Genomic DNA, 18332 nt, shown 5'->3' with positions numbered 1-18332 from the left:
CGAAAACGGCGGGGTTAACCCGCCGATTTCATTCCCGAGGCAGTCGTGCGCGCGCTTGAACGCTTTCCCGCAACAATTCTGATTCTGGTCGCCATTGTCAGTGTCCAGGCCGGCGCGGCGCTGGCCAAGTCGCTGTTCTCGCAATTTGGTGCAATCGGCACCGTGTATCTACGTGTGCTGTTCGCCGCCATTATTCTCTGGCTGCTGGTGCGCCCAGGTTTGAACCTCTGGCGTCAGGGCCGGTGGAAAATCATTGTCGTGTTTGGCGCCGTGCTGGTCGGCATGAATGCCTTCTATTACCTGGCGCTGGAACGTTTGCCGCTCGGTTTGACCGTTACCATCGAATTTTTTGGCCCACTCGGCGTTGCCCTCTGGCAGAGTCGCCGACCGCTGGATTTACTCTGGGTAGCCTTAGCCGCCGGCGGCATCATTCTTCTGAATCCTCTATCCGGTGCGCTTGATAGCGTCGGGCTGATCTTCGCGGTCATTGCCGGTGCCTGTTGGGCTGCTTATATTCTGCTCGGACAACGCATTGGTGGCGCCTTGCCGGGCGCGCAGGGATTGACCTTGTCGATGATTGTCGGCGCGCTGTTGATGACACCTTTGTCGACGGTGCCAGTGCTGCAGAATGTCGAGTATGGTTTCGGCATCTTGTTCGCCATTGGCGTGGCGTTCTTGTCCTCGGTGGTGCCGTATACCTTGGAAATCGAAGCGCTGCGGCGAATGCCGACGCGGCAGTTCGGCATCTTGATGAGCCTTGAACCGGCGGTGGCTTCGGTGATTGGCTGGCTGATGCTTTCCGAACAATTGACCCTGACCCAATGGGCCGCCGTATTTTTGGTCATGTCGGCCAGTTACGGTGTGGTCCGTTTTGGCAAAACCTGAATGAGCATTGATGATGTTTCCCGCCTTGACTGAAGTGCCACAGTTGGACGCGCTGGTAGCGCAGTTTCTTCAGCAATTGCCGCAAAACGGTTTCACCGGTTTGATTCAAACCGATTACGCCACGCGCTTGATCAATGCCACCGACAACAGCGTTTATCAGGTGTTGCCGCAAGCGGTATTGACGCCCAAGAATGAACAGGATGTTGCCAGCATTTTTCGCTTGGCGGCCGAGCCAGTTTTTCACTCGTTGAACTTTTCACCACGCGGTGGTGGCACCGGCACCAACGGTCAATCACTGACTCGTGGCATCGTCATCGATGTCGCACGCCTGCAAAATCACATTCTGGAATTGAACCTGGAGCAGGGCTGGGTGCGTATTCAGCCCGGTGTCATTCTTGACCAATTGAATGATCATCTGAAACCGCACGGGGTATTTTTTGCGCCGAACCTGTCGCCATCGAATCGGGCAACGATAGGCGGCATGGCCAATACTGATGCTTGTGGTAAAGGCTCGCGTTTGTACGGCCGCACCAGCGATCATGTACTGGGCATGCGCATTGTGTTGAATGATGGCACCGTGTTGGTTACCGGCCGGAAAACCGCTGAACAGTTAAACGCGGTAGTCAATCAGAAAACTCGCGAAGCCGAACTTTATCAAACCGTACGCGACGTGTGCGCTGATGCGCCGAGTCATCCTGGCTCGGAAAAGCTCGGAAGGTTTATCACGGCGTACAATCTCTGGCGCCCGTTGCGTGATGACGGCAGTCTGGCGCTTGATCCGCTGATTTGTGGTTCCGAAGGTACGCTGGCGGTCGTCACCGAACTAACCTTGAAACTGACTCCGCTACCAAAACATAAAGGTTTGTTTGCGGTGCGTTATCGCAGCTTTGATCAGGCATTGGCAGCCGCGCAGCAATTGCTGGCGCATGAACCTTCAGCCATTGAAACCATTGATGACAAAATTCTGAACCTTGCCAAGAACGATGTACTGTTTCCGAAAGTGCGTCCGTATCTTGGCGTCGATGAGGAGTTCACCGGTAATGCCGTCAATCTGGTCGAGTTTATTGCCACTGATGATTCGGCGTTGTCGGCAAAAACGGCTGAGCTGAAAAAACAATTGGCCGATGATCAGGCCGTGATCAGCTTTTATTACAGCACCGAATCGGCACCGCAAGGCGCGCTCTGGGAGCTGCGTAAAAAAGGCGTCGGTTTGCTCGGTAACACCAAGGGCAAACGCCGACCGATTCCGTTCGTCGAAGACACGGCAGTGCCGCCGGAGCACCTGGCTGATTACATCCGTGAGTTTCGTGCGCTGCTCGATAGTCATGGCTTGAGTTACGGCATGTTCGGTCATGTCGACGTCGGCTGCCTGCATGTGCGACCAGCATTGAACTTGCGCACGGATGAAGATGAGCAACTGTTCCGGAAAATTTCCGATGGTGTTTACACGTTGCTGAAAAAATACGGCGGTGTCATGTGGTCGGAACATGGCAAAGGATTTCGTGCCTGGTACGGCCCGGATTTTCATGGCGACGCGATTTATCAGCGCATGCGCCGGATAAAAACCGCATTCGATCCGCGCAATCAATTGAATCCGGGTAAAATTTGTACGCCGTTGAATTCCGATGCCGAGCTGATATCTCCGTTTGCGCAATGGCGTGGCCAACGTGACCGGCAAATTGACACTCGCGCCGAAGAGATGGCGCAAGGGGCTTTGTATTGCAATGGCAACGGCCAGTGCTTTGATTACCGGATGGACAGCATCATGTGTCCTTCATACAAAGCCACCAATGACCGCATTCACTCACCGAAAGGCCGCTCCGGCTTGATGCGCGAATGGCTGACGCAAGTCAGTGCGCAGAATATTGATATCGCGGTCAAACCATTGACCGGTAAAGAAGTGCTGCGTCGCGAACTACGTCGTTTTGGCGGTCGCGACAGCAATGATTTTTCCCATCAGGTTGCTGATGCGATGTCGGGGTGCCTGGGCTGCAAAGCCTGTGCGACGCAGTGCCCGATCAAGGTCGATGTGCCGGCGCAGAAATCCTTGTTTTTGCATCATTATCATCGACGCTACCCGCGTCCGGTGCGTGATTACCTGTTGAGCAGCATGGAAAGCTGGGCGCCGATCATGGCCAGGGTTCCGCGCCTTGCCAATGCCTTGATGTTCAATCCGCTTTCGTCCTGGTTCGCCGAGAAAGTGTTTGGCTTGCGCCAGTTGCCGCGTTTCGCTACGCGTAACTTATACCATCTCAAAAACAAGGCAGAGCGCCGTTTTGATTTGACCGAGTTGCAAAAACTGAGCAGTGAGCAACGCCATAATACTGTGTTTCTACTGCCTGATGCGTTCACCGGGTTTTTCGATGCACATACGCTCGAAAGTGCGGTGCAATTGCTGGAAACGCTGGGCAAGCGCGTCGTGCTGTTGCCGTTTTTGCCGCTGGCCAAGGCTGACCATGTCAAAGGCCTGTTGCCGGGCTTCGAACGCAAGGCCAATCGCGCATTGTCGTTCTTGTCTTTGCTGACATCGTTGGAGGTTCCAGTTGTTTGTCTTGAAACCACGCAGACACTGATGTTCAGTCAGGAATACCGGGAGTTGACCAGCCGCTACGAGCTGCCTTCGATTCTGTCGCTACATGAGTATCTGCATGGCACGGAAATCACCGTCCCCCAACACGCTGGCGGCACCGTGTTTTTATTTTCCCACTGCACAGAAAAATCGCAGCAGCCGGCGAGCACCGTTCAATGGCAAAGTATTTTTCAGCGTGCCGGCCTGGAACTGCAGGCGGTGGCTACTGGTTGCTGCGGCATGGCTGGCAGTTACGGCCATGAACGTGAGCATCGCGAACAGGCCGCGCGACTCTGGCAGCAGGGCTGGGCGGACAATATTGCCGAGGCGCAGCGGCTTGGCAGTGTTTGTGCCAGCGGCTTTTCCTGTCGCGAACAGGCACGCATACAACAGCAGTTGGAACTGTCTTCACCGGCCGAACTCTTGTTGAAGCATTTACGCACGGGGCAATCGCGCTGAACTGATTTGTCGGCAACCGCGGTTGTGCTATACAGCAGTATTGCCAACCGCGATGATGTAAGCGATGAACGATAATAACGAACGCCTGCCGGTTTCCAAGTTTCTCCATTGGGTGTATGAAAAGCCCGACGCGATCTTCCTGTCACAACCGCTGCCTGGTGGTGGCCTGCGTGACATCAGTTGGCGTCAAGCGCACGAACAGGTGTCGCGCGTTGCCCAGTGGTTGCAGCGTTTCCCGCGCGGTTCGCGTATCGCTATTTATTCGCTGAATTGCGCGCACTGGATTTTGGCTGATTTAGCCATTTGGTATGCCGGCCATGTTTCGGTGCCACTGTATCCGACCGCCGGCAACGATAATATTCGTCATGTACTGGAGCATTCCGAATCGGTGCTGGTGTTTGTCGGCAAGTTGCACGATTTTGCTGACAAGCGTGAAGCCATTCCCGATGCCTGCCAGATGGTCGCGATGCATCATCACCACGACGGCTTGATCGATTGGGATGAGCTCGTTAAGCGCGAGTTGCCGATGCTGGCGCCGGTCAAGGTTGATGAGCACGAGTTGGCGACGATTATTTATACCTCGGGCACCACGGGCACCCCGAAAGGCGTCATGCACAGTTTTGGCAATGCCGGCTTTGTCGCGGAAAACATGGTGTCAGTAACACAGCAACTCGGCTTGCGTGAGGGCCGTTTTTTTTCCTACTTGCCGTTGGCGCATGTTGCCGAGCGCTGCGCGATCGAATTGGCGGTGCTGGTTCTCGGTGGCCGCATCTTCTTTGTCGAATCGATTGATCACTTTTTGCGTGATATGAAACGTGCCCAGCCGACCGTGTTCTTTGGTGTGCCACGCATCTGGCTGAAGCTGCAGCAGGGCATGTTGGCGAAACTGCCTGAACAGAAATTGCAGCGTTTACTGCAACTGCCGGTTCTGGGTGGTTGGTTCGCTGCGCTGATTCGTCGTCAATTGGGCATGGGCCAGGTGCAGGTGGCATTGAGTGGTGGCGCATCAATTGATGTCGAGTTGATCAATTGGTGGCAAAGGCTGGGGATAACGATTCTCGAAGTGTATGGCATGACGGAAACGCTGGCTTATTCGCATCTGAATTTTCCGCAACGACGCGGCATTGGCACCGTCGGGGAATTGCTGCCGAATGCTGAGTGCCAGTTTGGTGAAGACAACGAAATTCTGCTGAAGCATCCGGGTGTCATGCTCGGCTATTACCGCGATGAAGCGCTGACCAATGAAACGCTGGTTGATGGCTGGGTACACAGCGGCGATCTCGGCAAACTCGATGACCAAGGCCGACTGATCATCACGGGCCGCAAGAAAGAGCTGTTCAAGACCGAGAAAGGCAAATACGTGTCGCCAGTGCCGATTGAGCAACGGCTGGAACAACTGGCCGGATTCGAGCAGGTTTGCGTGATTGGTACCGGCATGCGTCAGCCAGTGGCTATCGCTGCGCTCGGCGATAAATTTGAGGATTTGAAAGCCACGCTGGAGCAAAAACTCCAGGATGTGCTGGAGAAACTGAATAAACAGTTGGACCCACACGAACGTCTCGCTGCCATTGTGTTGGTGGCAGAACAGGGGACCACCGAGAATGGTTTGCTAACGCCGACGCTGAAAATTCGCCGGCATCAGGTCGAATCGGCCTATCGGGACAAGCTGCGCAAACGGTTGAATGAAGAGCAGGGAATCATTTGGTTGTCGGAAACAACCGATTTTGATCAACTGGATAGCGCCTGAAGTTTGCCATAATACGTAAACTGTCTAATTCAAGGAGCAAGGCATGTCCGAATTAAGTCATCTTGATGATGCTGGTCAGGTACGGATGGTTGATGTCGGTGACAAACCGGCTACCGAACGACTGGCGCTGGCTGAAGGCTATGTTTACATGAAGCCGGAAACCTTGAAGCTGTTGACTGCCAATGAGCTGCCGAAAGGCAATGTGCTGACCACGGCGCATATCGCCGGCGTATTGGCGGCCAAGCGCACCGACCAACTGATTCCGCTCTGTCACAGTCTGCCGCTTTCTGGTGTCGATATCGAGTTTGCCATTGACGGTATTCGCAGTGCGGTGCACATCAAGGCGCAATGCCGGGTCTGCAGCCAGACCGGAGTTGAAATGGAAGCCTTGACTGCGGTCAGTGTCGCGGCGCTGACGATTTACGATATGTGCAAAGCGGTTGATAAACATATGCGCATCGACGGTATTCGCTTGTTGAAAAAGACCGGTGGCAAATCTGGCGATTTTCATGCCGGTTGATCCGGCATGATGGGAAACGAGAAATGATTAAGGTGTTGTTATTTGCCAGTCTCGCCGAGCAGGCTGGTACCGATACGGTTGTCATTGAGCAACCGGTCAGTAATGTTGAACAGTTGCTTGGGGTGCTGCGTCAGCATGCGCCAAAAGTATTCGACGTGATTGAGGCTCGACGTTCATTACTGATTGCCGTCAATCAGCAATTGGTGCGACGCGATGCCAGTGTCAAGGATGGTGACGAAGTGGCATTCATGCCACCCGTCACCGGAGGCTGAACATGCTCGCCGTGCAAGCCGAAAATTTTGATGTCGCTGAACTGACGACGTCGCTTTATGACGCGGCGAAAAATGTCGGCGCCGTGGCTACTTTTGTCGGCATTGTTCGTGCTGATGCCGTCGTCAAGGCGCTTGAGCTGAGTCACTATCCCGGCATGAGTGAGCAGAGCCTGGCGCTGATTGCCGGTGAGGCGAATGCGCGCTGGCCGCTGGCTGCGGTGAGCATTATCCATCGTGTTGGCAAGCTATTGCCGGGTGAGCAGATCGTTTATGTCGGCACCGCCAGTGCCCATCGTCAGGCGGCGCTCGAAGCCTGCGCTTACATTGCCGATCAATTGAAAACCCGCGCGGTGATCTGGAAAAAGGAACATCTGGTTGATGGTACTCGCTGGGTGGAACCGAGCGAACAGGATGTCGCCGTCGCTGCGCAATGGCGCTGACATGCTTTGCGAAAAGTTCAGCAGCGATCGCTGTCACTCCTGCCAATGGTTGGCACTGCCTTATCCGCAACAACTGGAGCGCAAGCAGGCGCAGTTGAAAACGCTGTTTGCGAACTCCGGCGCGGATTTTTTTCCTCCGGTCGTGAGTGCCGAGACCAGGTTTCGCAATAAAGCAAAAATGGTGGTGTTGGGCACTGTTGATCATCCAGTGCTTGGCATCGTCAATCGCCATGGTGTTGCCACGGATCTGTCGGATTGCCCGCTTTACCCAGCTGTTTTTCAACCGCTGTTTGTGGCGATCAAAGGCTTCATCAAACAGGCGCGACTGACGCCATACAATGTCAGCAAGAAACGCGGCGAACTGAAGTTCGTCCTGCTGCAATACTCGCAAGCCGAAAACGCCTTCATGCTGCGTTTTGTCTTGCGCTCGACCGAGCAGATCGAGCGTATTCGTCAACATCTTCCAGAATTGCTCGCCGCGCAGCCGTCGCTCAAGGTTGTCAGTGTCAATCTGCAACCGGTACATATGGCGGTGCTTGAAGGCGATGAAGAAGTGCTGCTGACCGAGGCCGGCGCATTGACCGAAGTGCTGAACGATGTGCCATTGCATATTCGTCCCGGCGGCTTTTTTCAGACCAATACCGATATCGCCTCAAAGCTCTATCGCACCGCTGCCGAGTGGGCGAGCCAGTCGTCGGCAAAAAACCTGGTCGATTTGTTCTGCGGCGCCGGCGGATTCGGTTTGCATTGCCTGCAAAGCGGGCAAAAACTGCTGGGTTTGGAAATCAGCCCGGAAAGCATTGCCGCCGCGCAAGGCAGTGCCGAGCAAATGGGTTGTGCAGACCGGGTGCAGTTTCAGGTGATGGATTTGCAACAAGGCTTGCCGACGTTGCCAGCTGATTTTGCCCACCCGGATCAGGTGTTGGTAAACCCGCCGCGACGCGGCCTGGGACTTGCGGTTTGTGATTGGTTGCGCCAGGTCGCACCAAACCAGATTCTCTATTCAAGTTGCAATGCCGAATCGATGGCTGATGATATCGGCCAATTGCCCGGTTATCGCTTACGGCGTCTGCAGTTATTCGATATGTTCCCGCACACCGCCCATTACGAAGTGCTTGGGCTGCTGCAGCGGGAACCCGCTTAGCGCTTGAACGTCATCGGTTCGGCCCAGCGCCATTGACCCGGCGCCAAATCGCCGAGTTGCCAGGCGCCGATCTGCACCCTAACCAGCCGCAGGGTAGGGAAGCCGACTGCCGCCGTCATTCGTCGCACCTGACGATTCTTGCCTTCGTGGATGGTCAGCTCCAGCCAACTGGTGGGGGTCGCGGCCCGCTGACGAATCGGCGGGTGGCGTGGCCAAAGCTCTGGTTCGGGTAGCAAACGTGCCTGAGCCGGCCTGGTCATGCCGTCTTTCAGCAAAACCCCACGTGCCAGCGCATTCAGCGCTTCCTGATTTGGTACGCCTTCCACCTGCGCCAGATAGGTTTTCGGCATCTTGAATCGCGGTTCGGTGATTTGCGCCTGCAGGCGACCATCAGCCGTCAACAGCAACAGGCCTTCACTGTCGGTATCCAGGCGCCCGGCAGGATAGACATCGGGTACATCGATAAACGTTTTCAGCGTCGGTTTGCCGCTGCCATCATCACTGAATTGGCACAGCACGCCGAATGGTTTGTTGAACAGAATCAGTTTGCTCATGTCGGCAGGATGCGCGTTTTGTTGTGGGTTATTGGCATCTTCAGAGTGGGAAGTTTTTTATCAGAAGTGGAGCGCGATCTTACCGCTATTCAACATATCCGGTTGACCAAACTCCGATGATCAGCGATTGCATTTGCGCGTGGAACATCTTTCAGATTGATTACGGCTTGTTGCGTACAAATTGATACAAAACGCGAACGCGAGTTCTAATTCTAAAACCGCATAGATCGACGCGAACCTTAGACAACAAAGTATGAATAGAAGGCGTGGGAGAAAACCGAAGGGGGCTGGAAAACCCCCTTGGCTGAAATGCGTAGAGCGAGTTAAGAAAGACCGCTTATTCAGCGGCTTTTCTGCTCCACGCTTCCCGGAAGAATATTGGTTGCGTGCAGGCCCTTCGGACCTTGCGTTACATCAAACGAGACTTCCTGGCCTGCTTTGAGGCTCTTGTACCCGTCCATATCGATGGTTGAGAAATGCACAAAGACGTCATCGCCACCTTCCGATGGACGAATGAACCCGTAACCCTTGGCATTGTTGAACCATTTGACCGTGCCGTAAGCCATACCTGACTTCCCTCTCGTACATATTACAGGAAATGCTGGCTGCTCCTTGAATGCGACGATCGGCGTCACCATTCAGACATCTACGCAGGGCGAGGATGAGTGTTGTCCCGATGACCCCCTTATGTCAAGTCGTACTGCGGTTGCGGTGCTGAAAATGCCGGTTGGTTCCCTTGAATATGGTAGATTGTGTCTCGATTTTGTTGGGGGTAACCCCTGGATTTTTTCCAGTCTGGACTAAGCTGTAATTATGGGAATGACGCACTTACCTGCCGGTCAGCCCGGTGTCGAGGTTGCGCCGGCCGAACCACAGGTCAAACCACCAAAAATGTATAAGGTGGTGATGTTGAACGACGATTACACACCGATGGATTTCGTCGTTGACGTGTTACGACGCTTTTTCTCCATGAATCCTGAAAAAGCAGTGAAGGTGATGCTGCAAGTGCATCACGACGGTCGGGCAGTGTGTGGGGTGTATCGTTATGAGATTGCGGAATCAAAAGCGATGCAGGTAGTCGAATACGCCAAGGCGCACGAGCACCCTTTGCAGTGTGCGGTTGAAGCAGCCTGAAGTCCGTGAGGTAGCAGTATGTTAAGTAAAGATTTGGAGCTCACCTTGAATCAAGCCTTTAAACAGGCGCGTGATAAACGTCACGAATTCATGACGGTTGAGCATTTGTTACTGGCGTTACTGGATAACGCCGTGGCATTGAATGTGCTGCGTTCTTGCGGTGCCAATGTCGATCGTCTGCGGCGCGAGCTCGGTGCATTCGTTGATGAAACGACACCATTGATTCCCGATGGCGATGACAGCCGTGATACGCAACCAACGCTGGGTTTTCAACGCGTACTTCAGCGCGCGGTTTTTCATGTGCAATCGGCGGGTAAAAAAGAAGTGACTGGCGCCAATGTGCTGGTGGCCATTTTCAGCGAACAGGAATCACAAGCAGTTTACCTGTTGCATCAAGAGCAAATTTCCCGCCTTGATGTGGTCAATTACATTTCCCACGGCGTGTCGAAAGTTTCTGGTTCCGAGCGCGATAACGCGCAAGCGGCGCCGCAATCCGAGACCGAGGAAGAAGCGGGTGCCGATTCTTCAGCAAAGCCGCTGGATAATTTCGCGACCAATTTGAACCAGTTGGCAATCGACGGAAAAATTGATCCGCTGATTGGCCGTCACTTGGAGTTGGAGCGCACGATTCAGGTACTCTGCCGTCGCCGCAAAAACAATCCATTGTTGGTCGGTGAAGCCGGTGTCGGTAAAACGGCCATTGCTGAAGGTTTGGCCCGCCGCATTGTTGATGGCGAAGTGCCGGAAGTGATGAGCAATGCCGTGGTGTATTCGCTCGATTTGGGCGGCTTGCTGGCCGGCACCAAATACCGCGGTGATTTCGAAAAACGCCTGAAAGCGGTATTGAAGCAATTGCAGGATGAAGAGCATGCGGTGCTGTTCATCGATGAAATTCACACCATTATCGGTGCCGGCGCAGCCAGTGGCGGTGTCATGGATGCATCGAATTTGATCAAGCCGTTGCTTGCCTCAGGCGGCATCAAGTGCATAGGCTCGACGACATTCCAGGAATATCGCGGCATCTTCGAAAAAGATCGGGCCTTGGCGCGTCGCTTCCAGAAAATCGATATTCTGGAGCCGTCGATTGAAGAAACCTATGAAATTCTCAAAGGCTTGAAAAACCACTACGAAAAGCATCACAGCGTGCGCTACACGCCTGCAGCTTTGCATGCGGCCGTGGAGTTATCGGCCAAGTACATCAATGATCGGCAATTACCGGACAAGGCCATTGATGTCATCGATGAAGCCGGTGCCAATCAGCGTTTGCTGCCGGTTTCGAAGCGTCGCAAGACCATTGGCGTACATGAAATCGAAGACATTGTCTCGAAGATTGCCCGGGTACCGACCAAGACCGTTTCGACTTCCGATCGCGAAGCGCTACGCACACTGGATACCTCGTTGAAGAATGTCGTGTTCGGTCAGGACGAAGCGATTTCGCAATTGTCCGATGCGATCAAACTGGCGCGCTCCGGTTTGGGCCAGGAAGACAAGCCGGTGGGTTCGTTTCTGTTTGCCGGGCCGACCGGTGTTGGCAAAACCGAAGTCACCAAACAATTGGCGCGCATTCTTGGTTTGCATCTGCTGCGTTTCGACATGTCGGAATACATGGAGCGCCACACCGTTTCGCGTTTGATCGGCGCCCCTCCGGGATATGTTGGTTACGATCAGGGCGGCTTGTTGACGGAAGCGATTTGCAAGAACCCGCACTCGGTATTGCTGCTCGATGAAATCGAGAAAGCGCATCCGGATGTGTTCAACCTGCTGTTGCAGGTCATGGATCACGGCACATTAACCGACAACAACGGTCGCAAAGCCGATTTCCGCAATGTGATCGTCGTCATGACCACGAACGCTGGTGCCGAAGAAATGGCGAAGTCGTCAATCGGTTTCACGCTGAACGATCACACGACCGACAGCATGGAAGCGATCAAGCGTATGTTCACGCCAGAATTCCGCAACCGCCTCGATTCGATTGTGCAGTTCAAGGCGTTGCCGCCAGACGTCATTCTGTCGGTGGTCGACAAGTTCATTGTTGAACTGCAGGCGCAGCTTGATGCCAAAGGCGTCAGTTTGGAAGTGTCAGCCGATGCCCGGGCTTGGCTCGCCGAGCAGGGTTATGATCGGGCCATGGGGGCTCGACCGATGGCGCGTATCATCCGTGAGAAACTGCGGAAACCAATGGCCGACGAATTGCTGTTCGGTCGTTTGGCCAAAGGCGGTGAAGTGAAAGTGATCTTCGAAGACAATGCTTTGCAATTTGTCTTTGATGAAAACACCCACGACTCGGAAGAAAAGCTCAGCATAACCTGAGCCAGCGATCTGGCAAAAAACGCAGGCACGAAAAAAGGGGGAATGATTCCCCCTTTTTTATTGGACTCGTTTCAGCGGGCGCGGAAAATAATGCGGCCTTTGGTCAGATCGTATGGCGTCATTTCCACGGTCACCGAGTCGCCAGTCAGAATGCGGATGTAGTTCTTGCGCATTTTTCCGGAAATGTGGGCGGTGATCACGTGACCATTTTCCAGTTGCACCCGGAACATGGTGTTCGGCAACGTTTCAGTAACGGTGCCTTGCATCTCAATACAATCTTCTCTTGCCATAACCTGAATTAGTGTCCTCTTGAAGGCGCGCTATGATGCCCGAAAGCCGACTGATTGTAAAATCGTCAAACTTGGTACGGCTCCCATTTGCCGTCAAGCAGGGCTTCCACCGGTTGATACTGCGCCTTGTAGTTCATTTTAGCGCAGCGGCTGATGTAATAACCGAGATAACAATACGCCAGTCCCAGTGAGCGGGTGTAGTCGATCAGGCTCAACACCAATTGAACGCCCAGGCTGCGCCGGGGCAGCTCCGGTTCGAAAAACGAATACACTGCCGATATGCCATCAAACACCCGGTCGGCAACCATGACGCCGACAAGCTGCTGATCCTGATAAAGGCAAACCAGCTCGGTATCAGCCCATTCTGCAGTCAGGAAGCGGTCGAACTGCTGTCGGTCCGGTGGATACATGCCGCCATCTGCATGCCTGGCTTCCAGGTAGCGGGCATAAAGCTGGTAGTGGGCGTCAGTCAGTGGTGGCGTTTCGATACGCCACTGCAAATCCTGATTGCGCTTGGCGGTGCGTCGCTGGCTACGGTTGGCATGAAATGCGTCGACGACGACGCGCAGCGGGATACAGGCTTGGCATTGCTTGCAGTAGGGACGATAAATATCGGTTCCTGAACGGCGAAAACCGTTGTGTAGCAGCACGGTATACAAATCGGTGGAGATTGCTATGGCGCTGTCGACAAAAGCATTCCGCGACTGCTGCTCCGGCAGGTAAGGGCATTCCGACTCCATGGTCAGCAGCAGCGGTAAACGCCATTGTTTTTCCGGTGCATTCATCGTGAATCACCACACAACAATGGTGTTAATGAACGGGGTTGCCAGCATTCATTCGACACGGTTTGCGTGGAGAGTGTCGCGACATGATCGAGGAATTCCTCGCGCGCCATTTGGCTGGCGCCGAGCATCGTTGTATGGGCATTGGCCACTTGTGCATCCAACAATGGCAACGCCTGCTGTTTCATCCAAAATAGCAGCGCGGCGAGCGCATATTTTGAGGCGTTGGTTTGCCAACTGAACATCGATTCACCATAGACCATACGGCCGATATGTACTCCGTACATGCCGCCGAATAATTGACCGTTGGCGGTCACTTCAATTGAAAATGCTGAGCCACGACGGAACAGCCGTTTATAAGCTGCTTGGATATCACGGGTGATCCAGGTGCCGTCCTGGCCGGGGCGCGGAGTGCGGGCACAGGCTTCAATGACGTGATCAAATTGCTGATTGAGCGAGACATCAAATTGCTGTTTGCGCAGCGCTTTTTTCAGTGAGACGTTCGGCTGCCAATTGTTGACCTGAAATACCGCCCGTGGGTCCGGTGACCACCAAAGAATCGGATCGTCCGGGCCATACCAGGGAAAAATGCCATGACGATAGGCATCAAGCAGTCGGTTCGGTGACAAATCACCGCCAACAGCCAACAGGCCGTTCGGTTCAGCCATGGCATTGGCCGGGGCAGGGAAGGGAATATCGCCGTCAATCAGCGTCAGTCGTTGCTTCATATCGTCAGTGTATAGCGGTTCGCTGACGGCGGGGAAACACGCCGCAGCTTTAATTTAGTCCATAAAGCTGCGACGGGGTTGCTATCGATTATACGGAACGATTATTTGCCTTGAGCGTCGAGATACTTCTCGGCATCAAGCGCTGCCATACAGCCGGAACCGGCCGAGGTGACCGCTTGACGGTAGATATGATCAGCAACGTCACCGGCGGCAAAAACGCCCGGAATACTGGTCGCTGTGGCATTGCCTTCGGTACCGCTCTTGACGATGATGTAGCCGTTTTTCATTTCCAGTTGGCCCTGGAAAATATCGGTATTCGGCTTGTGGCCGATGGCGACGAACACGCCGGCCAAATCGATATTTTTCGTCTCGTCAGTTTTTGTGCCTTTGACGCGAATGCCGGTCACGCCGGTGTCATCGCCGAGCACTTCATCGAGCACGTGATCCCAGTGAATCGTGACCTTGCCGGCTTTCTCTTTCTCGAACAGATGATCCTGCAGAATCTTTTCCGAACGGAATTTATCGCGGCGGTGAACAACGTGCACATGCGAGGCGATGTTGGCCAGGTAGAGTGCTTCTTCAACGGCGGTGTTGCCACCACCGATAACGCTGACCACTTGATTTTTATAGAAGAAACCGTCGCAGGTGGCGCAGGCGGAGACACCGCGGCCCATGAACGCTTCTTCAGACGGCATGCCGAGATACTGAGCTGAGGCTCCGGTCGCAATGATCAACGCATCGCAGGAGTATTCGCCGCTGTCACCCACCAATACAAACGGGCGTTCCTGCAGCTTCACCGTGTGAATATGGTCGAAGATGATTTCAGTGCCGAAACGCTCGGCATGCTTTTGCATCCGTTGCATCAGCTCCGGACCTTGCACGCCACTGTCATCACCAGGCCAGTTGTCGACATCGGTGGTCGTCATCAGCTGACCGCCTTGCTGCATACCGGTGATGATCACCGGATTCAGGTTGGCGCGGGCGGCGTAAACGGCTGCCGAATAACCGGCTGGACCCGATCCGAGAATCAACAGACGCACATGCTTACGGCTCATACTCTATCCTCAACTCCAAAAATGGCGCACATTGTACGTGATATGGTGGCTCACGCGTGCAAAGCAAGAACTATGGTCATGATAGACGAGCCTCGTTACGAAGCTGGTCAAATTTCAATCTGAATCGGTTAGTCGCAAACAAATAAAAACCCGGCACAGGGCCGGGTTTTGTGTGGCGTAAAGCGGATTACAGACCCAGCGCTTTCTCGGCCGGCACATATTCCATGCCAAAGCCTTCGGCGACTGGTTTGTAGGTCACTTTGCCTTGATGCACGTTCAAGCCAGCGCGCAGGTGAACGTTGTCAGCCAATGCTTTCTTCGCGCCCTTGTTGGCCAGCTCGATGATGAATGGCAGCGTCGCGTTGTTCAGCGCAAAAGTGGACGTGCGCGGCACCGCACCCGGCATGTTGGCGACGCAGTAGTGAACGACGTCATCAACAATATAAGTTGGGTCAGCGTGGGTCGTGGCCTTGGCGGTTTCAAAGCAGCCGCCTTGATCGATGGCAACGTCTACGATTGCCGCCCCCGGCTTCATGCGCTTGACCATGTCGGCGGTGACCAGTTTCGGCGCCGCGGCACCTGGAATCAGCACACCGCCAATGACCAAATCGGCTTCGAGTACGTGACGCTCAATGGCGTCCTGGCTGGAGAATACGGTCTGGATGCTGGTACCGAACTGGGTGATCAGGCGACGCAGCACGTCGACATTACGGTCCAGCACAATGGTTTCGGCGCCCATGCCGACGGCCATCATCGCGGCGTTGGCACCGACGACACCACCACCGATGATCACCACTTTCGCCGGCTCAACGCCTGGTACGCCGCCGAGCAGCATGCCGCGACCGCCATTGGCTTTCTGCAGCGCGGTGGCGCCGGCTTGAATCGACATGCGACCGGCCACTTCCGACATTGGCGCCAGCAGCGGCAGGCCGCCGGAATTGGAGGTCACGGTTTCATAGGCGATGCAGGTGGCTTTTGATTTGATCAAGTCTTCGGTCTGCGGCAGATCCGGCGCCAGGTGCAGATAGGTGAACAGGATTTGGCCTTCGCGCAGACGGGCACGCTCAACGGCTTGCGGCTCTTTGACCTTGACGATCATCTCGGCCTTGGCAAATACCTCGTCGGCGGTGGCCAGGATTTTGGCGCCAGCGGCTTCGTAGTCGGCGTCAGTGAAGCCAATGCCGATGCCGGCGTTGTGCTCAACCACGACGCTATGGCCGTGGGCAACCAGTTCGCGCACGCTGGCAGGCACCATACCTACCCGATATTCGTGGTTTTTGATTTCCTTGGGTACACCAATCAACATGGTTCTGACTCCTCCGGACTGGGCCGGTTGTTGGGGGGGCTGAATAGTAGAAATGGTCTGACAACAAATGCATAAGCAACAGATTTCACTATTTTAATTGTTATTTGCCAGAATATTGCTCTGTAATAGACTGTTTGGCAGTATCCGTAAGCCTTTTTAAACGTTTGGCAGAATAAAATCCTGTGAGAGCAAGAAAAGTCCTGATTAATCAACTAGATAAAGTTGACCGTCGAATTCTGCGCGAGCTTCAGCGTGATGGCCGGCTGGCCAACGTCGAGCTGGCGAAAAGGGTGGGCTTAAGTCCAACGCCTTGCCTGGAACGGGTCAAACGCCTGGAAGACGAGGGCTATATTCAAGGCTATTACGCCAAACTGACGCCAGCCAAACTCTCGGCCGGTCTGCTGGTGTTTGTCGAAATTCGCCTGACTCGCACCGCCTCCGATGTGTTCGCTTCGTTCAAGGAGGCCGTGGTCATGCTGCCGCAGGTGCTGGAATGCCATCTGGTTTCCGGCGATTTCGATTACCTGATCAAGGCTCGGGTTGCTGATATGCAGGCTTACCGCAAGCTGCTCGGCGAAACCCTGCTGACTTTGCCGCATGTCGCCGGCTCGCGTTCCTATGTGGTCATGGAGGAGGTAAAGGAAACGGTGTCGATACCGATTCCGGATGCCTCTTGAGCCGCATTGGCCCTTGCAGGCACGGAGTAGTTTTGCGAAAGTGCGCGCCGCATCTGAAGGTGACACGGCATATCTGCCGTTTCGCCTGCTGGAGGAAGGTTTAATTGGATAACAATATTATTCTGCTGGCGCTAACGCTGGTCGTGCTGATTTCCTATGTGTTTGACCTGGGCGCCAAGCACGTTCGGATTCCGTCGGTTGTGCTGCTGATCGGCTCCGGTATTCTGATTCGCATCGGCATGGATTCGGTCGGTTGGGAAATCCCGCTGGTGGGCAACCTGTTGCCGGTCATTGGCACCATGGGTCTGATCCTGATTGTGCTGGAAGGCGCGCTGGATCTTTCACTGACCCGCGACAAGATGGGCATTATGGGCCGGGCTGTGGCCAGCGCCGCGATTGGTTTGGCGATTACCGGCTTTCTGGCTGCTTGCGTTTTCCACTATGGCCTTGGCGCCGAGTGGCGGATGGCCTGGCTGTCGGCGGTGCCGGTGGCGGTAATCAGTAGCGCGGTAGCGATTCCGGCGGCACGCAACCTGTCGCCGAAATTCCGTGAATTCGTCGTCTATGAAAGCTCGATTTCCGACATTCTCGGCGTGCTGTTGTTCTATGCCTTGCTTGATGGCAAGGGCGGTTTTGGCTTCACGGCGCTGTTTTCCATCGGCAATATCATCGTTTCGACGGCGGTTGGCGTGATTTTCGCCGTCGCGCTGTACTGGCTGATCAACCGTATCGAAGCCCACGTGCGCTTCGTGCCGATGATTGCCGGTATCGCGATGCTCTATGCTGGTGGCAAGCTGATGGGCCTGGCGCCGCTGATCCTGGTCATGGTCATGGGCCTTATTCTGAACAATACCTTCCTGCTACGCCGGATCCCGATGTTCGAGCGCATGCATGACCCGGAATTCAACGTCGAACTGGATGCCTTCAAACACCTGACCGCCGAGGCGACGTTCATCGTTCGCACCTTCTTCTTCGTATTGCTTGGTTATCAGACCCTGCTGTCTGATCTGGTATCGTTTGAAGTCTGGCTGTACGCCGGTCTGCTGTTGATCTGCTGCTTCCTGCCAAGGCCTTTGCTGGTGCGCAGTTTTGGTGGCGGCAAGTCGCTGGAGCCTTTGGTCTGGTTTGCTCCGCGCGGACTGATTACGATTTTGTTGTTCCTGACTATTCCCGAATCACAGAAAATCGCCAATCTGCCGGGCGGTACGCTGATGTTGCTGGTCTTGATGTCTGCGCTGCTGCTGACCGTTGGTGTGCTGCGTTACGGTGACGGCAAGATCATTGAGCAGGCTGAGGCGATGCCATCGCAGGCTAAAGCGGCGGCCAAACCGGAGCGGGTCGAATCTGAGCCGACGCCAGAAGCCACGGAAAGCCAGGACAAACCGGCCGGCAAAGAGGCTTGAATCAGCAAAGGGCAGCTTCAGGCTGCTCTTTCTGTTTGGCCGTAGGACTTCGCCTTA

18 protein-coding genes are annotated in these 18332 nt (G+C 54.6%); 11 read left to right on the top strand and 7 right to left on the bottom strand.

Annotated elements, in window-relative coordinates; all coding sequences use genetic code 11:
• Nucleotides 1-45: 45 nt before the first annotated feature.
• The 7 genes from E2H98_RS01240 (at nt 46) to rlmC (ending at nt 8036) form a co-directional block, all read left to right on the top strand.
• The gene (locus E2H98_RS01240; protein ID WP_133589859.1) at nt 46-885 is read left to right on the top strand and encodes an EamA family transporter; all 840 of its coding nucleotides are present in this window, start codon (nt 46-48) and stop codon (nt 883-885) included.
• A 10-nt stretch (nt 886-895) separates the two neighbouring features.
• Entirely contained in the window at nt 896-3913 is a 3018-nt protein-coding gene (locus tag E2H98_RS01235; protein ID WP_133589857.1) for an FAD-binding and (Fe-S)-binding domain-containing protein, read from the top strand.
• Between the two features lie 64 nt (nt 3914-3977).
• Nucleotides 3978-5660, top strand: coding sequence for an AMP-binding protein (locus E2H98_RS01230; RefSeq protein ID WP_157591200.1), 1683 nt, complete (start codon nt 3978-3980; stop codon nt 5658-5660).
• Between the two features lie 43 nt (nt 5661-5703).
• The gene (moaC, locus tag E2H98_RS19170) at nt 5704-6180 is read left to right on the top strand and encodes a cyclic pyranopterin monophosphate synthase MoaC (RefSeq protein WP_162848164.1); all 477 of its coding nucleotides are present in this window, start codon (nt 5704-5706) and stop codon (nt 6178-6180) included.
• A gap of 23 nt (nt 6181-6203) precedes the next feature.
• Nucleotides 6204-6452: a molybdopterin converting factor subunit 1 gene (gene moaD / locus E2H98_RS19165; protein ID WP_162848163.1), complete on the top strand. Its 249-nt coding sequence runs from the start codon at nt 6204-6206 to the stop codon at nt 6450-6452.
• 2 nt (nt 6453-6454) lie between these two features.
• On the top strand, nt 6455-6892 hold the full coding sequence (locus tag E2H98_RS01220; protein ID WP_133589853.1) for a molybdenum cofactor biosynthesis protein MoaE: 438 nt from the start codon (nt 6455-6457) through the stop codon (nt 6890-6892).
• On the top strand, nt 6864-8036 hold the full coding sequence (rlmC, locus tag E2H98_RS01215) for a 23S rRNA (uracil(747)-C(5))-methyltransferase RlmC (RefSeq protein ID WP_211342556.1): 1173 nt from the start codon (nt 6864-6866) through the stop codon (nt 8034-8036). Before E2H98_RS01220 ends, rlmC begins: the two co-directional genes overlap by 29 nt.
• Here the strand turns inward: rlmC and E2H98_RS01210 are convergent.
• Entirely contained in the window at nt 8033-8590 is a 558-nt protein-coding gene (locus E2H98_RS01210; protein WP_133589851.1) for a pseudouridine synthase, read from the bottom strand. The genes rlmC and E2H98_RS01210 overlap by 4 nt on opposite strands.
• A 341-nt stretch (nt 8591-8931) precedes the next feature.
• Nucleotides 8932-9156: a cold shock domain-containing protein CspD gene (cspD, locus tag E2H98_RS01205; RefSeq protein ID WP_133589849.1), complete on the bottom strand. Its 225-nt coding sequence runs from the start codon at nt 9154-9156 to the stop codon at nt 8932-8934.
• A gap of 247 nt (nt 9157-9403) precedes the next feature.
• Between cspD and clpS the strand changes: the two genes are divergently transcribed.
• Together clpS and clpA are read left to right on the top strand one after the other, a co-directional pair.
• On the top strand, nt 9404-9724 hold the full coding sequence (clpS, locus tag E2H98_RS01200; protein ID WP_133589847.1) for an ATP-dependent Clp protease adapter ClpS: 321 nt from the start codon (nt 9404-9406) through the stop codon (nt 9722-9724).
• Nucleotides 9725-9742: 18 nt separating this feature from the next.
• Complete coding sequence (gene clpA, locus E2H98_RS01195; protein ID WP_133589846.1) at nt 9743-12034, top strand: ATP-dependent Clp protease ATP-binding subunit ClpA; 2292 nt, start codon at nt 9743-9745, stop codon at nt 12032-12034.
• A gap of 71 nt (nt 12035-12105) precedes the next feature.
• On the opposite strand, the gene infA is transcribed toward clpA, so the two are convergent.
• The 5 genes from infA to ald all read right to left on the bottom strand — a co-directional run bounded on the left by infA (nt 12106) and on the right by ald (nt 16195).
• Nucleotides 12106-12324, bottom strand: coding sequence for a translation initiation factor IF-1 (gene infA, locus E2H98_RS01190; RefSeq protein WP_133589844.1), 219 nt, complete (start codon nt 12322-12324; stop codon nt 12106-12108).
• A 65-nt stretch (nt 12325-12389) separates the two neighbouring features.
• On the bottom strand, nt 12390-13109 hold the full coding sequence (locus E2H98_RS01185) for an arginyltransferase (protein WP_133589843.1): 720 nt from the start codon (nt 13107-13109) through the stop codon (nt 12390-12392).
• Nucleotides 13106-13834: a leucyl/phenylalanyl-tRNA--protein transferase gene (aat, locus tag E2H98_RS01180; protein WP_133589842.1), complete on the bottom strand. Its 729-nt coding sequence runs from the start codon at nt 13832-13834 to the stop codon at nt 13106-13108. Before aat ends, E2H98_RS01185 begins: the two co-directional genes overlap by 4 nt.
• A 101-nt stretch (nt 13835-13935) precedes the next feature.
• Nucleotides 13936-14889, bottom strand: coding sequence for a thioredoxin-disulfide reductase (gene trxB / locus E2H98_RS01175; RefSeq protein WP_133589840.1), 954 nt, complete (start codon nt 14887-14889; stop codon nt 13936-13938).
• A 187-nt stretch (nt 14890-15076) separates the two neighbouring features.
• Entirely contained in the window at nt 15077-16195 is a 1119-nt protein-coding gene (gene ald / locus E2H98_RS01170; RefSeq protein ID WP_133589838.1) for an alanine dehydrogenase, read from the bottom strand.
• A 182-nt stretch (nt 16196-16377) separates the two neighbouring features.
• Here ald and lrp point away from each other — a divergent pair, with 182 nt between their 5' ends.
• Nucleotides 16378-16872: a leucine-responsive transcriptional regulator Lrp gene (gene lrp, locus E2H98_RS01165; protein WP_133589836.1), complete on the top strand. Its 495-nt coding sequence runs from the start codon at nt 16378-16380 to the stop codon at nt 16870-16872.
• A gap of 104 nt (nt 16873-16976) precedes the next feature.
• The gene (locus E2H98_RS01160) at nt 16977-18275 is read left to right on the top strand and encodes a cation:proton antiporter (RefSeq protein ID WP_133589834.1); all 1299 of its coding nucleotides are present in this window, start codon (nt 16977-16979) and stop codon (nt 18273-18275) included.
• The last annotated feature ends 57 nt before the right edge of the window (nt 18276-18332 follow it).

The organism is Permianibacter aggregans (assembly GCF_009756665.1).
In the GTDB taxonomy this organism is placed as follows: Bacteria; Pseudomonadota; Gammaproteobacteria; order Enterobacterales; family Permianibacteraceae; genus Permianibacter; species Permianibacter aggregans.
The sequence above is the reverse complement of the archived record's forward strand: the minus strand, read 5'-3'. Positions and strand labels throughout refer to the sequence as shown.